Origin of the sequence: Serratia sp. FS14 (genome assembly GCF_000695995.1) — a bacterium.
Classification (GTDB): Bacteria; Pseudomonadota; Gammaproteobacteria; order Enterobacterales; family Enterobacteriaceae; genus Serratia; species Serratia nematodiphila.
On the sequence record NZ_CP005927.1, the window covers coordinates 2627318 to 2641974 of the forward strand.

At 59.1% G+C, this 14657-nt stretch carries 12 protein-coding genes; 2 read left to right on the plus strand and 10 right to left on the minus strand.

Annotation, left to right across the window (positions count from 1 at the left end; genetic code table 11):
- Positions 1-7: 7 nt before the first annotated feature.
- From yejF to L085_RS11985, 8 genes are all read right to left on the minus strand, one after another.
- Positions 8-1609 carry a microcin C ABC transporter ATP-binding protein YejF gene (gene yejF / locus L085_RS11950; RefSeq protein WP_044030821.1) on the minus strand — a complete coding sequence of 534 codons (1602 nt, stop codon included), beginning with the start codon at positions 1607-1609 and terminating at the stop codon, positions 8-10.
- A gap of 1 nt (position 1610) precedes the next feature.
- On the minus strand, positions 1611-2636 hold the full coding sequence (locus tag L085_RS11955; RefSeq protein WP_015378535.1) for a microcin C ABC transporter permease: 1026 nt from the start codon (positions 2634-2636) through the stop codon (positions 1611-1613).
- Positions 2633-3724 (minus strand): microcin C ABC transporter permease YejB, encoded by a 1092-nt coding sequence (locus tag L085_RS11960; protein ID WP_004935753.1) that lies wholly within the window; start codon positions 3722-3724, stop codon positions 2633-2635. The genes L085_RS11955 and L085_RS11960 overlap by 4 nt, the downstream gene beginning before the upstream one ends.
- A gap of 9 nt (positions 3725-3733) precedes the next feature.
- Complete coding sequence (locus tag L085_RS11965; RefSeq protein WP_021505924.1) at positions 3734-5542, minus strand: extracellular solute-binding protein; 1809 nt, start codon at positions 5540-5542, stop codon at positions 3734-3736.
- Positions 5543-5631: 89 nt separating this feature from the next.
- The gene (locus L085_RS11970; protein ID WP_044030822.1) at positions 5632-7218 is read right to left on the minus strand and encodes a cyclic di-GMP phosphodiesterase; all 1587 of its coding nucleotides are present in this window, start codon (positions 7216-7218) and stop codon (positions 5632-5634) included.
- 413 nt (positions 7219-7631) lie between these two features.
- Positions 7632-8207, minus strand: coding sequence for a bifunctional murein DD-endopeptidase/murein LD-carboxypeptidase (gene mepS / locus L085_RS11975; RefSeq protein ID WP_025303553.1), 576 nt, complete (start codon positions 8205-8207; stop codon positions 7632-7634).
- Positions 8208-8617: 410 nt separating this feature from the next.
- Positions 8618-9328: a phosphatase PAP2 family protein gene (locus L085_RS11980; RefSeq protein WP_004935741.1), complete on the minus strand. Its 711-nt coding sequence runs from the start codon at positions 9326-9328 to the stop codon at positions 8618-8620.
- Between the two features lie 77 nt (positions 9329-9405).
- A complete protein-coding gene (locus L085_RS11985) occupies positions 9406-10380 on the minus strand; it encodes a GTP-binding protein (protein ID WP_004935738.1) in 975 nt (324 codons plus the stop codon).
- Positions 10381-10698: 318 nt separating this feature from the next.
- Here L085_RS11985 and L085_RS11990 point away from each other — a divergent pair, with 318 nt between their 5' ends.
- Positions 10699-11007, plus strand: coding sequence for a type 1 fimbrial protein (locus tag L085_RS11990; RefSeq protein ID WP_033632558.1), 309 nt, complete (start codon positions 10699-10701; stop codon positions 11005-11007).
- Positions 11008-11069: 62 nt separating this feature from the next.
- Here the strand turns inward: L085_RS11990 and L085_RS11995 are convergent, their stop codons facing one another.
- A complete protein-coding gene (locus tag L085_RS11995) occupies positions 11070-12542 on the minus strand; it encodes a fructuronate reductase (RefSeq protein WP_044030823.1) in 1473 nt (490 codons plus the stop codon).
- 292 nt (positions 12543-12834) lie between these two features.
- Between L085_RS11995 and uxuA the strand changes: the two genes are divergently transcribed.
- A complete protein-coding gene (gene uxuA / locus L085_RS12000) occupies positions 12835-14025 on the plus strand; it encodes a mannonate dehydratase (RefSeq protein WP_004935728.1) in 1191 nt (396 codons plus the stop codon).
- A gap of 42 nt (positions 14026-14067) precedes the next feature.
- Here uxuA and yeiP read toward each other — a convergent pair whose 3' ends face one another.
- Positions 14068-14640: an elongation factor P-like protein YeiP gene (gene yeiP / locus L085_RS12005; protein ID WP_004935725.1), complete on the minus strand. Its 573-nt coding sequence runs from the start codon at positions 14638-14640 to the stop codon at positions 14068-14070.
- Between the last annotated feature and the right edge of the window lie 17 nt (positions 14641-14657).

The following is a 14657-nucleotide window of genomic DNA, read 5'->3' on the forward strand; positions in this document are numbered from 1 at the left end:
TTCGCCGCTAATCCGCCAACTGCAGCAGTTGACGGGTATAGTCGGCTGCGGGCGCCGCGAAAATCGCCCGGCAGTCTCCCTGTTCAACCACTTCCCCCTGTCGCAGTACGATGACCTGGTGACATAGCGAACGCACCACCTGCAGGTCATGGCTGATGAACAGATAAGCCAACCGGTGGCGTTGCTGCAGCGATTTCAGCAGCGTCAGGATCTGCGCCTGCACCGATTTATCCAGTGAAGAGGTCGGCTCGTCGAGGATCAGCAGCTGCGGTTGCAGGATCAGCGCGCGCGCGATGGCGATACGCTGGCGCTGGCCGCCGGAAAACTCGGTGGGATAGCGGTGGCGAAGCTGCGGATCCAGGCCGACTTCCCGCAACACCTCGATCACGCGCTGCTCCCGCTGCTCGGCGCTAAGCCGTTGGTGCACTTCCAGCCCCTCGGCGATGATCTGCTGCACGTTCAGGCGCGGATTCAGGGCGGAATAAGGATCCTGGAAGACGATTTGCATTCGGCTGCGGTAGGGCAGCATCTGCTTCATCGTGAGCGGGTGCAGTGGTTCGCCGTCGAACCAGATGGCGCCCTGCGAGGCCAGCAGACGCAATAACGCAAGCCCGGTGGTGCTTTTACCCGAGCCGGATTCTCCCACCAGCCCCACGCTTTCCCCGGCGCGCAGCTCGAAGCTCAACGATTTCAGCGCATAGTGATAATCCACCGTGCGGCGCAGCAGGCCGCGCCGAATGGGGAAGCGCACCTGCAGATCTTCCACCTTGAGCAGCGGCCGCTCGTCGCCGGGGCGCGCGGTGGGCAGCGGCAGCGGCTCACCGACGTCTTCGGCGGCCAGCAGCTGCTGTGTGTAGGGATGCTGCGGCCGGCTGAACAGCTGCGCGCGGCCGTTTTGCTCTACGCAGCGCCCCTGGCGCATCACCGCCACGTTGTCCGCCAGGCGGCGCACGATATTCAGATTATGGGTGATGAACAGCAACCCCATGCCCATTTCCTGCTTCAATTCTTGCAGCAGCGTCAGGATCTGCGCCTGGATAGTCACGTCGAGCGCGGTGGTGGGTTCGTCGGCGATCAGCAGTTTCGGGCGGGTCAACACCGCCATGGCGATCATTACCCGCTGGCGTTCGCCGCCGGACAGCTGGTGCGGATAATCCTGCAGCCGTTTTTTGGCCTGACGGATGCCGACGCGCTCCAGGCATTCGACGATCTCTGCGCGCGCGGCTTCGCGCCGCAGGCCGCGGTGCAGCATCAGCACTTCCGCCAGCTGTTTCTCGATGGTGTGCAGTGGGTTAAGCGACACCATCGGTTCCTGAAAGATCATCGCGATCTGATTGCCGCGCACCTTGCGCAGGTCAGTCTCCGGCGCATGCAGCAACGACTCGTCGTTGAACAGAATATCGCCGGCAGGGTAAACCACCGGCGGCGCGGGCAGCAGACGCAGTATCGACAGGGCGGTGACGCTTTTGCCGGAGCCGGATTCTCCCACCAGCGCCAGCGTTTCCGCCGGCGCTATTTGCAGCGAGAGTTCGTTGACCACCGGCGTGACGCTGTCGCCCTGACGGAAGGCGATGCTGAGATCCTGAATAGCGAGCAAAGGAGTGGCCATATCAATGCGCCTTGCTGGGGTCAAAGGCGTCGCGCACCGCTTCGCCGATAAAGATTAATAACGACAGCAGCACTGCCAATACCAGGAAGGCGGTGATGCCGAGCCACGGCGCCTGCAGATTGTTTTTGCCTTGCAGCAGCAATTCGCCGAGCGACGGCGAGCCTATCGGCAGACCGAAACCGAGGAAATCGAGCGACGTCAGGGTGGTGATCGAGCCGCAGAGGATAAACGGCAGGAAGGTCAGCGTCGCCACCATGGCGTTGGGCAGCATATGGCGGGACATGATTACCCGATCCGGCACGCCCATGGCGCGCGCGGCGCGGATATAGTCAAAATTGCGGGTGCGCAGGAATTCGGCGCGCACCACGCCCACCAGGCTCATCCAGCCGAACAGGATGGTGATGCCGAGCAGCCACCAGAAATTGGGCTGGACGATGCTCGACAGCAGAATGATCAGAAACAGCGTCGGCATGCCCGACCACACTTCGATAAAGCGCTGCCCCCACAGATCGAAACGCCCGCCGTAATACCCCTGCGTCGCGCCGACGCACACGCCGATCAGGCTGGAAAACAGCGTCAGCGCCAGACCGAACAACATCGAAATGCGAAAACCGTACAGCACCCGGGCCAGCACGTCGCCGCCGTTGCTGTCGGTGCCCAGCAGGTTGTGCCGCGAAGGCGGCGAAGGGAAGGGCACCTCGGTGGCGAAGTTGATGGTGTCGTAACTGAAGCGGATCGGTGCCCAGACCGCCCAGCCGTGCCGTTCGATCTGCCGCTGCACGAACGGATCCTGATAGTCGGCTTCGGTATTCAGTTCGCCGCCGAAGGCGGTTTCGCTGTAGCTAATCATAAACGGCAGGTACAACCGGCCTTCATAACGCACCAACAGCGGTTTGTCGTTGGCGATCAGATCGGCGGCCAGGCTCAGGGTGAACAGCACCAAAAAGATCCACAGCGACCAGTAGCCGCGGCGGTTGCGGCGAAAACGCGCCCAGCGCGCCTGGTTGATCGGGCTAAGGCGGCTCATTGGCGAGCCTCGAAGTCAATGCGCGGATCGACCAGGGTGTAGGTGATATCGCTGAGGATATTCAACAGCAGGCCGATCAGGGTGAAGATATACAGCGTGCCGAACATCACCGGGTAGTCGCGCTGCAGCGTGGCGTCGTAGCCCAGCAGCCCCAGGCCGTTGAGCGAGAACATCACTTCAATCAGCAGCGAGCCGGTGAAGAACATGCTGATAAAGGTGGCCGGAAAACCGGCGATCACCAGCAGCATGGCGTTGCGGAACACGTGGCGGTACAGGATTTTTTTCTCGTCCAGCCCCTTGGCGCGGGCGGTGGTGACGTACTGTTTGCGGATCTCGTCGAGGAATGAGTTCTTGGTCAGCATGGTCAGGGTGGCGAAACCGCCGATCACCGTCGCCAGCACCGGCAGGGTGATGTGCCACAGGTAGTCGGCGATCTTCGCCGGCCATGAGAGGGTGTCGAAGTTGCTCGATACCAGGCCGCGCAGCGGGAACCAGTCCAGGTAGCTGCCGCCGGCGAACAGCACGATCATCAGAATGGCGAACAGAAAAGCCGGAATGGCGTAGCCGATGATAATCAGCGTGCTGCTCCAGGTATCGAACGCGCTGCCGTTGTGGACGGCTTTGCGGATGCCGAGCGGGATCGACACCAGATAGATGATCAGCGTGCTCCAGAGGCCCAGCGTGATGGATACCGGCAGGCTCTGGCCGATCAGCTGCATCACCGAAGCGCCGCGAAACAGGCTGTCGCCGAAGTCGAAGCGCATATAGTTCCACAGCATGGTGAAGTAGCGCTCGTGCAGCGGTTTGTCGAAGCCGTAACGCTTAGTGATCTCGGCGATCACCTCCGGATCCAGGCCGCGCGAACCGCGATATTGGCCGTCGCCAGCCGCGATGCCCGTCCGGGCGTGGCCCAGGCCTTCGCCGACACCGCCGCTGCCAAACCCGCTGCCGTGCCCCAGCTCAATGGCGGCGATGGCCTGATCGACCGGACCGCCGGGGGCGATTTGCACGATAAAAAAGTTGATGGTGATGATCGCCCACAGCGTGGGGATCACCAGTAACAGTCTGCGTATCAGATAGGCCGCCATTCCGACTCCTTATTGCCGCTGAGCCGGTAAGCGCGCCGCCTTGTTGACGTCGTACCACCAGTTGTCGAAGCCGATCGCATAGGCCGGGCGGACCGACGGCGTGGAGAACTTGTCCCAATAGGCGTAGCGATCGTGGCTGGAGTACCACATCGGCAGCATGTAGTTGTTCCAGGTCAGCACCCGGTCCAGCGCGCGGCCGAGCGGCAACAGGGCGTTTTCGTCGCCCTGATGGGCGGCGATTTGCCTGACCAGGCTGTCGACCGCCGGATCTTTGACGCCGGGGGTGTTATAGCTGGAATCGATGTACTGCGAATCCCACAGAATTTGCAGATCGGCGCTGGGGAACGGCATCGCCATATACACCGTCGACATCATGTCGAAATCGCGCTCGCGCATGCGGCGGGTGTACTGCGAGGCGTCAATCTCGCGGATTTGCATCTCGATGCCCAACCGCTGCAGGTTGTGGCGGAACGGCAGCACGTACTGGAAGTTGCTGCCGCTCAGCAGCATCAGTTCAAAGGTGAACGGCTGGCCGGTTTTGGCGTTGACCAGCTTTTGATTTTTGACCACCCAACCGGCTTCTTTCAGCAGTTGGGTCGCCTTCAGCAAGTTTTGTCGATCGTTGCCGCTACCGTCGGAGGAGGGCGGTTGGTAGATACTGGTAAATACCTCCGGCGGTATCTGGCCCTTGAGCGGTGCCAGCAAGGCCAGTTCAGCGGCGTCCGGGTAGCCGCGGGCGGCGTAGGCGGTGTTTTGGAAATAGCTGTCGGCGCGCTGATAGGCGTTGTAATACAGCGCCTTGTTCATCCAGTTAAAATCGAAAGCCAGGCCGATCGCTTCCCGTACCCGACGATCGGCGAACAGCGGTTTTTGCAGATTGAACGCCAGCCAGCGGGTATTCTGCGCCGCCTGGTTGGTCTCGTCCTGCTTGATGATGTAGTTGCGCGCGAAGTTGCCGCCCTGATATTGGGTGGCCCAGCTCTTGGGCGACGGCTCGATGCGGAAATCGTAGGCGCCGGCCTTGAAGGCTTCCAGCGATACCTTATCGTCCAGATAATAATCGTAGCGAATGCTGTCGAAGTTGTAGCGGCCGCGGTTTACCGGCAGATTGGCGGCCCAGTAGTCGCGCACCCGCTGATAGGTGATGTACTGGCCGAGGCGATAATCGCCGATTTTATACGGGCCGCTGGCGAGCGGCGGGGTGCTGAGCGGTTCGTTGAGCTTATGGTTTTTCCAGAAGCTTTCCGGCAATACGCGCAGGCTGAGCAGGCTGAGGATTTGCTCACGGTTCGCCTTAGGCAGCTCGATGCGCACCGTCAACCGGGAAATGGCCTTGACCGTGACGCCTTTGTAATAGGAGCGAAACTGCGGCACGCCTTCGGTCATGAATTTATTGAAGGTAAAGGCCACGTCGGCGGCGGTGATCGGGCTGCCGTCCTGGAAGCGCGCGCGGGCGTTGATATCCAATTCCATCCAGCGCATGTCGGCCGGGAAACGGGCCGATTCGGCAATCAGCGGGTAATAGCTGCCGGGTTCGTCGTCGGAGTTGGTGAACAGCGTATCGTACAGCTCCATCGTGCGCTCGCCGGGCACGCCGCGGGTAGCGAAGCGGTTGAAGTTGTCGTAGGTGCCGATGGCCGCCAGTCGCACGTCGCCGCCCTTGGGCGCCGCCGGATTGACGTAGTCAAAATGGCTGAAGTCGGTGGCGTATTTCGGTTCACCGAGAAGGGCGAAAGCGTAGCTTTCGTTGAGGGCTTCGGCCCGCAGACCGAAGCTCAGTGCCGAGAGCACCAGAGCAGCGAAAATGCGCACGGACATCAGACGGTAAGCTCCTGCTGTGGAATAAAGTACAACCTGCGCCCAGCATAACATTCTTCGGACGGGCGCAGGGTAAAGATGCTTAAAGATTAACTATTTTTTTCCTGATAATCAAAGACCTGATTAGCATTGCAGTAAGCGACGAAATCATCGATGCTCAGCGGCTTGCTGAAGTAGTACCCCTGCATGAAGTTGACGCCGTGTTCTTGCAGAAACTGCATCTGCTCGGCGGTTTCCACGCCTTCGGCCACCGTCAGCATTTTCAGCTTTTTCGCCAGCGAGATCACCGCATCCAGCACCGGCGCGGTGACCGTATCCTGGCCGATGGTGTTGACGAAGCCACGGTCAATCTTCAGATAATCCATGGTGAAGCGCTCAAGATAAATAAGCGCGCTGTGCCCGGTGCCAAAATCATCCACCGCGATCTCGATGCCCTGTTTGTGCAGCCAGTCAAACTCCGTCAGCGCGCTCTCTTCTTCCACCATGCCGCGTTCGGTGATTTCAAACACCAGCGTAAAGTAATCGCCCGGCAGCTGCGTCAACAGTTCATACACGTCCTGGTGAAACGACGGTGCGCTAAGGTGGGCGGGGGAAATGTTGAGGCCGACTTTACCTCCCCGTGGCAGCGCTTTGGCGAGCTGTGGCGCATCTTCGGCGATCAGCCTGAACAGGTGGCGGGTAAGCGGCACGATCAGCCCGTTGCTTTCGGCGTAGGGGATAAAGACATCGGGCGGGATGCGGCCCTCGATCGGATGCTGCCAGCGGATCAGCGCTTCCAGCCCGCCGATGCTGTTGCTATCGATATGGAACACCGGCTGGTATTCGATAAAGAACTCGTTGCGCTTGATGCCGCGCAGCAGCGCGCGTTCCGGGCTTTGCCGCAGCAGCAGCATGTAGTAGCAGAGTACGCCGGTCATCAATGACAGCACCAGGCTGCCCAGCAGCGTCAGGCGAATGTCGTTGGGGGTCAGTTTCTCGTTGTAGAACAGGATGGTCAGCGGCAGATTGGGCAGCGTCAGGGTATCCGCCTTGCCCTTCGGTAGCTGATTGACCGGCATCAGGTTCGGGCTGAAAGTGGTCAGCGCGCGGTTGCCCATCACGATGGCGATGCCCGGCGCCTGTTCGTCGTGCGAGGTGAACAGCAGGTAGGGCATCAGATCGATGTCCAGCGTAGCGAGGATGCCGGTGGCCTTTTCGCCGGGATGTCGCAGCCAAACCGCAACCGCCGGTTTATTTGGCACCATCGGCGTACCCTGCTGCAGCTTGAGATCCAAAGGCAGATCCCAGTCGATATCCTGGTAGATATTTTTCATCGGCAACATCATGTCGCCCGTGGCGGAGGAGCAATAGGCGTAGCCGTCCTTCACCAACAGGAAGGTGCGCACGCCGCTGGTAAAGGCCGCCTGGTAGGTAATATCCGACTGGCTGGAGAGGCAAGGCTTGTCCAGCAGCGGCATCATTTGCCGCATCACCGCCGTCAGATGCGAGATATAACCCAGCGTGAACTTTTGCGTGCGCGCTTCGACCTTATGTTGATATTGCGTGCGCTGGTGGTTGATCAAAGAAAGCGTGACCGCGGTGAATAGCGTAAAAAATACCAGGGCGGCGACACCGCTTTTAGCCAGGCTGCGTTGTCGGTGAGACACGCTGCGGGCGAAAGCTCTTTTCAAGCCCATAACCGAGTCCTCTGCAACCGGGCGTCAGGCGTGTCGCGCAGCCAGTTAATGGATTGTGCCAACGGCTTTTTTTTCATTTTTGCCTTTTTATCCCGTACCAACCGGCGGCGCCATTTAAATATGCGGCGTCGCCGACAGAAATATCATGCGCATAATATCAGCGGAAACGTTTTAAATAACGCCGGGGCGCCGTTGCCGTCATCTGACGATAATAGGCGAGTTTTTCCTCGACGGGGCGATTTCCCGCCAACAGTTTATCAAAATAATGGCGTGCGGCGGCGTTAAGCAGGGAAAGGTGACGATAAGGCAGGGATCAATTTTGATGATACCTGTTCGACAACCAAAAAAAAACGCCGCCCGTGGGCGGCGCTTATCGCTCGTTTGGTATTCAGGATCTTCAGGGCGTTGCGCCGTTAACCGTTGGTCAGCACCCGGCGCGCTTCTCGATAACGTTTATTCCAATAGTTATCGGTCAGCTTGGAAATCATGACCCCACTGCTGGTGGAGGCGTGAACGAACTGATCGTTGCCTAAATAGATACCGACATGGCGCCCGGTAGAACCGGCGCGGAACAGCACCAAATCGCCGGCGCGCAGCTTGGTGCGCTGAATTTTCTTGCCGAGATCTTCCTGTTCATAGGTCGAACGCGGTAAATCCATGCCGAACTGTTCGCGGAAGGTGCGCTGTACAAACGCTGAGCAATCGATGCCGCGCTTGGTGTCACCGCCTAAGCGGTAGCGAACGCCTTTCCAATCCGCATACTGATCCATAATCTTTGACTTGACGTCAACGTTGCGGACCATCGCTTCGAATTCATCCTGAGAGGCTTGCAGTAAAAGACCGTCTTTGTCATTAACTGCACGCATCTCAGTTTGTGCGTTATTCAAGTTCGAAGTGTGAGTCGAGCTGCACGCTGACAGCATAACCGCAGCGGCAATTGCAGGGACTACCCGCAAAAAATATCTCAGAAACGGTTGAGATTTGACCATTGTTGTTGTTTTCCCTTGAAGTCCTTAACGACGAAAGTCGCTACCTGAAAAATGCCAAACGAAACGAGCCTAGTCCGCACCTGTTGCATCGACAACCAGTTACCGTTGAAAACGTGCGAGAACGCACATTTTTATCGGATTTCATACTGATTCGACTTAAACCAGGCACAAACGCATCTGAGATTACCGGAACCAATAGGGGATTGCGAGCCTTTTTCCCGTCTTTTTTATATGAATTTGTGATGTAACATAATGTAAATCTTCATATAAAAAACGCCAATTGTCCGATGTATGAATCTGGCGTGAAATCAGGTTGCAAAAGCGTTAACGAACGGTGGGGAAATTTTTGCGCGCGGCGAGGGGAAGAGGGCGGGAGGCGTAAGCCTCCCGGCATGAGTCATAGACACAAATTATGGTTGGCCGGGGCGGTGCTTACCGGGCAACAGGCGATTCAACCGATCGACGATCCAGTCGCTGCAAGGCGTCATCAGCACCCAGCTGGCGCCAACCAGCACCACGGACAATGAGCCGACGGCGATATCGGTAAACCAGTGGGCACCAATCATCACGCGCGGCAATGAGAAGACCAACGTAATCAGCAGGGCGACGGCGAAGGCGCCGCGGCCGAAATAGCGCAGCATAAAGCAGGAAAAAATAATCAGCATCATGCCGTGGTCGCCGGGGAAGCTGTCGCCGGAAGCGTCCTTGGTGGGGATGCCGGTCAGCTCGCTGACGCGATGGATATTGTCAAAGGTCAGGGTGGGGCTTGGATGTTTCACCGGCAGCAGGTGGCCAAGCTGGTTCAGCACCACGGCGGTCAGCAGCATCACCACGCCGGTGATCACCAGACGGCGGCGGCCGGCGGCGTCCTGCTTCAGATAAAAGTACAGATACAGCAGCCCCATGGCGAGCAGCGAAATCACATCGAACGCGCGGTTGTTGGTGATGGCGACCAGGTGTAAAAACGCCGGGTCGGTGGCCAGATGGCGGTTAAAGAAGAAGAAAATCGCCGAATCCAGGGTAAACCAGCCGCCGTGATTGGCCGGCAGGAACCAGGACAGAAACAGCGCAACGCCCAGTAAGTTGAAGAAGAGAATGAGGGGTAAATTGCGGCGTGTCATGACATAACCTGTTGGAAAAATGAAAACGAAATAAAACCCGGCAGCCCTGCGGCAACCGGGGGGCAACGGTACGGGGTCTAACTTAAACGAATCTTAAACAAGGCGGATTGCAGGGCATTCCAATCGGCATTTTCGCTGTGGATAAGCTCAATTCGGCTGTCGAGCGGCGCGACCGGGCGGGTTTCGATGTTGAGATCCTGCCCCTGACGATTGATCAGCAATGTGCCTTCGGGGATGCGTACCACGCCTTTGGCGCGTTCGACCGGCGCGAGTCGCACCCATTCCATGAAGCCGACGGTGTCGAACCGGGTATCGCCGTCAAAAATCCAGCCGCAGCTGGTGAAGCCTTGCCCTTCATTCAACGCTCGCCGCCAGCGGGCGTGCTCCGGCAGCCGCAGCGCCGCCAGCCCCTGCTTTTTCGCCTGACCATGATGATGCTGCGCGTCCGGCAATTCTGTACGATTCGTGCGCGGAAGTGACAACAGCGCGACATCCGCTTCGCCTTGCGCGATGGCGTAGCAGGGTCGCTGCAGCGGGTCTTGCGCCTTCCAGGCCTCCAGCGCCAGCCTGTCTTCCGGCCGGTAGGTATCGCTTTTGCTGGCCAAAATAATGTCGGCCGCGGCCAGCTGATCGCGGAAGTTTTCGTTGTCGCGGTAGCGGGGCTGGCTGAGCTGGCGGGCATCCAGCAGGCACAGGGTGGCCTGCAAATCGATCCAGCCGGCATAGCTCTCCTGGGTCAGCAGCGACAGGATTTGTTTCGGATGCCCGAGCCCGGTCGGCTCGATCAGCAGCCGATCCGGTTTGGCCTGCTGCAACAGCATATTCAAGCCCACCTGCATCGGCAGGCCGTTGACGCAGCACATGCAGCCACCGGGGATCTCTTTGAGCACCGCGCCGCTGTCTGCCAGCAGCGCGCCGTCGATGCCGATCTCGCCGAATTCATTGACCAATACCGCCCAGCGTTCATGTTCGGGCTTATGAGCCAGCAAATGGCGGATAGTGGTGGTTTTGCCGCTGCCGAGGAAACCGGTAATCAAATTGGTTTTGGTCATTAATAATTCCTGGCGCAAAAATTAACCTGCTTAATAAATGAGTTACGCAGCCGTGTCGGTGAAACGGCCGCGATTTAATTTGTGCTCTATCTCGCAAATTTTGCACGTCACCATGCGCTTTTCAACCGACAAAATCCACCGTTTATAACAAGAAAATTCTTAGATAAAACCCTGTATTAGATGCGGTTAACTTTTGTTAGTAGCTTGTTTTTACATTGTTAATGACGAGATTAACGATCAAATCTCGTCCCTTTCCTTGCGATTATTCCTAACAAGATCCTCTATGGTTAAATTGGCTTAACTAAAAATGAGGTTGCCATGAATACCTTTCGGTTATTTTTGATCGTAGGAATGTTGTTTTCATGGACGGCAGTGAGTCAGGCAGGAGTGGCCGGTGGGGTAATTCGCTTCGTCGGTTCTATCGTTGAAAGTCCTTGCACGGTCAATATTGCAGATTCTAAGGCGAATACGCAATGTTACCGCAACGGCCAGCGTTATCAGGCCCAGCAAGCGTTGTCAGGTTTTGATACTACACGCAAAGAACTTCCGCTAAATCTAGGCACAACCGAAATGAAGTGGGTAGACCAACAGAAGAAACTCGCTGTTATGACGGTCGTTTATCGTTAAGTCGTTCCGCCATGCCGGCGTAACGTTACGCCGGCATGGTTATTCTCGGCCCTGCAGGCTCCTCACCGCATTACCCACTCCTTCACCGTTTCACGCGCGCCGCGATCGCGCAGCGATAAATAGGCTTGCGTCACCGCTTCGCTAAACGCCGCATGCGCCGCCAGCGTTTCGCCGAATACCGATTTCAACGCCAACAGCGCCGCTACGCGCCGTCGATCGTCCGTTGTGGCGGCGATCGTCTGTTGCAGCAGGTCTGCCAGCGGATCGCGAATGTCGATCGGCTCACCGGCGTCATCGACGCCGCCGATGTAACGCATCCAGCCCGCCACGCCCAGCGCCAGCCCGCTATAGTCGCCGCCGTGCCGCAGATGCCAGCGCACGGCATCCAGCAGCCGCTGCGGCAGCTTCTGCGTGCCGTCCATGGCGATCTGCCAGGTAAGGTGTTGCAGCGCCGGATTGCTGAAGCGCGCGATAAGCTGTGCGGCATAATCGGGCAGGCTGATGCCGGTGACGCTCAGCGTTGGCGCCTGTTCGTCCAGCATCAACCGCAGGGCGGCGCGGCGGTAGTGCTCATCCGCCATGCACTCGTTGATATAGCGGTAGCCGCCCAGGTAGCCTAAGTATGCCAGGAACGAGTGGCTGCCGTTCAGCATGCGCAGCTTCATGTGTTCAAACGGCAGCACATCGCTGACCAACTGGGCGCCGGCCAACTCCCACGCCGGGCGTCCGGCGGTGAAGTTGTCTTCCACGACCCATTGAATGAAGGGCTCGCAGGCGATGGCGCATTCGTCGCGCACGCCGCCCAGCGCGGCGGCGATCTCATCCAGCGTGGCCGGCGTGGCGGCCGGCACGATGCGATCCACCATGGTGCAGGGGAAGGTCGCGGCGGTGGCGATCCAGTCGGCGAGCGACGGATCCCGCGCCTGCGCCAGATCGAGCACCGCCCGGCGCAGCACGTGGCCGTTCTCCGGAATATTGTCGCAGGAAAGCAGGGAGAAGGCGGGCAGGCCGCGTTCGCGCCGCAGCCGCAGCGCTTCCACCAAAATGCCGGGCGCGGTCTGCGGCTGATGCGGCCACGCCAGATCGGCGACGATCCCCGAATGCTGTCGGTCCAGCCGTCCGCTGCCGGGCTCGATGCAGTAGCCTTTTTCGGTGATGGTCATCGAGACGATCGCCACCTGCGGTTCGGCCAGCTTCTCCAGCACCGCGGCGATGCCCTCCAGTTTGCGGTGCAGGCTCTCATGCACCGCGCCGATCACGATGGCCTGATGGCCGTCCGCGCCTTTCTCCAGCACGCTGTACAGATGATCCTGTTGCCGCAGCGCCTCAAACAGCGGCACGCCGCCGGAAAGACTGATCTCGCAAATGCCCCAGTCGCCGCCGTGGGCGTTCAGCACCCGATCGGTCAGCAGCGCCTGATGCGCGCGGTGGAACGCGCCGAAACCCAGGTGCACGATGCGGCTGCGCAGGGCCCGGCGATCATAATTCGGTTGCCGGACGGCGCCCGGCAGCGGGGTGTTGGCGATCGTATTCATCTCATCTCCAAAGCGAGTAGACAGCTGGCGGGCCACTTGCGTCAAGTTAGCGGACCAGTTTGTCGCCCCATCAACAAGGGCGCGCTGACGATAAAAAACTGCCACCAGTCTAAAGTTGTCGGCAGGTTAAGGGAATTGGTCAGGCCAAAATAAGCCAGAATCGTGAAGCGGATCAACCAATGAACGGTTCAATTTTGACAGCGCGCGGCGAAAGAGTAAGTTAAAGCTAGCTGACATCTAAATTAAACTGGTATAACAACATCGCGATGCGAGACAGGCATAAGGACACAACATGGAACAAACATGGCGTTGGTATGGCCCGAACGATCCGGTCTCTTTGGATGACGTGCGTCAGGCCGGGGCGACCGGGGTGGTCACGGCGCTGCACCATATTGCGAACGGCGAAGTTTGGCCGATCGACGAGATCCGCGCGCGGCAGGCGCTGCTGGCGGAAAAGGGGCTGGTGTGGTCGGTGGTGGAGAGCGTGCCGGTACATGAGGAGATCAAAACCCACAGCGGCGACTGGCGGCGGTACATCGCCAATTACCAGCAGTCACTACGCAATCTGGCGGCCTGCGGCATCGACACCGTTTGCTACAACTTCATGCCGATCCTCGACTGGACGCGCACCGATCTGGCCTATCCGCTGCCGGACGGTTCCAAAGCGCTGCGTTTCGATCAGGTAGCCTTCGCCGCGTTCGAGCTGCACATCCTGCAGCGCGCCGGCGCCGAGGCGGACTATACGGCGCAAGAGCGCAGTCAGGCGGCGGCCTATTTCGCCGCCATGAGCGAGGAGGAGAAAGCCACGCTGACCGGCAACATCATCGCCGGGCTGCCGGGTGCGGAAGAAGGCTACACGCTGGAGCAGTTCCGTCGCCGCCTGGCGGAATACGACGGCATCGACAAGGCGCAACTGCGCGAAAACATGGCGGTCTTTCTGCGCGCCATCGTGCCGGTGGCGGAAGAGGCCGGCATCCGGCTGGCGGTGCATCCCGACGATCCGCCGCGGCCGATCCTCGGCCTGCCGCGCATCGTCTCCACGATCGAAGACATGCAGTGGCTGAAGCAGACCGTCGACAGCATTCATAACGGCTTCACCATGTGCACCGGTTCCTACGGCGTGCGCGCCGACAACGATCTGGTGCGGATGATTGAAACCTTCGGCGATCGTATTCACTTTACCCACTTACGCGCCACCTGCCGCGAGGAGAACCCGAAAAGCTTCCACGAGGGGGCGCATCTGCAGGGCGATGTGGACATGGTGGCGGTGATCGAAGCGATCCTGACCGAAGAACTGCGTCGGCAGCGGGCGGGCGATCGGCGGCCGATCCCGATGCGCCCCGATCATGGGCATCAGATGCTGGACGATTTGAAAAAGAAAACCAATCCGGGCTATTCGGCCATCGGGCGGTTGAAAGGGCTGGCGGAGCTGCGCGGCGTCGAGCTGGCGCTCAAGCGGCGCTTTTTCCCGGAATTGCCGTAGCGGAAAATGAAACGGGGCCGAGTATCGGCCCCGTAGGCGCGACTAGTCTGCGCGGCTCATGTAGCGGCGTTCGGCGATATGAATGCGAATTTTGTCGCCGGCGCTGAGGTATTCCGGCACGTGGATCACCAGGCCGGTCGCCATGGTGGCCGGTTTGTTGCGGGCGCTGGCGGAAGCGCCTTTGATGCCCGGTGCGGTCTCGACGATTTCCATATCCACGGTCTGCGGCAGCTCCAGCGCCAGCACCTGGCCATCCAGCGTCAGCACCTGCATACCCGGCAGGCCGCCTTCCGGAATGAACAGCAGCTCGTCTTCGATCTGGTCTTTCTTGAAAATGTACGGGGTGTAGTCTTCGTCATCCATGAACACGTATTCTTCGCCGTCGATATAGGAGAAGTTCACCTTGCGGCGCGACAGGGAAATGGTGTCCAGGATATCGTCGCCCTTGAAGCGTTCTTCCACTTTCAGGCCGGTGCGCACGTCGGAGAAGCGCATTTTGTACAGGGTGCTGGCGCCGCGGGCGCTCGGGCTCTGCACGTCGATATCTTTTACCAGCAGCAGCTTGCCGTTGTAGCTGATCGCCATGCCGCGCTTAATTTCGTTAGCTCTTGCCATTTCAATTCATCCGCAAT

Coding starts and splice junctions, on each gene's coding strand:
- yejF (WP_044030821.1), bottom strand. CDS start 1,609: ATGGCCACTCCTTTGCTCGCTATTCAGGATCTCAGCATCGCCTTCCGT.
- L085_RS11955 (WP_015378535.1), bottom strand. CDS start 2,636: ATGAGCCGCCTTAGCCCGATCAACCAGGCGCGCTGGGCGCGTTTTCGC.
- L085_RS11960 (WP_004935753.1), bottom strand. CDS start 3,724: ATGGCGGCCTATCTGATACGCAGACTGTTACTGGTGATCCCCACGCTG.
- L085_RS11965 (WP_021505924.1), bottom strand. CDS start 5,542: ATGTCCGTGCGCATTTTCGCTGCTCTGGTGCTCTCGGCACTGAGCTTC.
- L085_RS11970 (WP_044030822.1), bottom strand. CDS start 7,218: ATGGGCTTGAAAAGAGCTTTCGCCCGCAGCGTGTCTCACCGACAACGC.
- mepS (WP_025303553.1), bottom strand. CDS start 8,207: ATGGTCAAATCTCAACCGTTTCTGAGATATTTTTTGCGGGTAGTCCCT.
- L085_RS11980 (WP_004935741.1), bottom strand. CDS start 9,328: ATGACACGCCGCAATTTACCCCTCATTCTCTTCTTCAACTTACTGGGC.
- L085_RS11985 (WP_004935738.1), bottom strand. CDS start 10,380: ATGACCAAAACCAATTTGATTACCGGTTTCCTCGGCAGCGGCAAAACC.
- L085_RS11990 (WP_033632558.1), top strand. CDS start 10,699: ATGAATACCTTTCGGTTATTTTTGATCGTAGGAATGTTGTTTTCATGG.
- L085_RS11995 (WP_044030823.1), bottom strand. CDS start 12,542: ATGAATACGATCGCCAACACCCCGCTGCCGGGCGCCGTCCGGCAACCG.
- uxuA (WP_004935728.1), top strand. CDS start 12,835: ATGGAACAAACATGGCGTTGGTATGGCCCGAACGATCCGGTCTCTTTG.
- yeiP (WP_004935725.1), bottom strand. CDS start 14,640: ATGGCAAGAGCTAACGAAATTAAGCGCGGCATGGCGATCAGCTACAAC.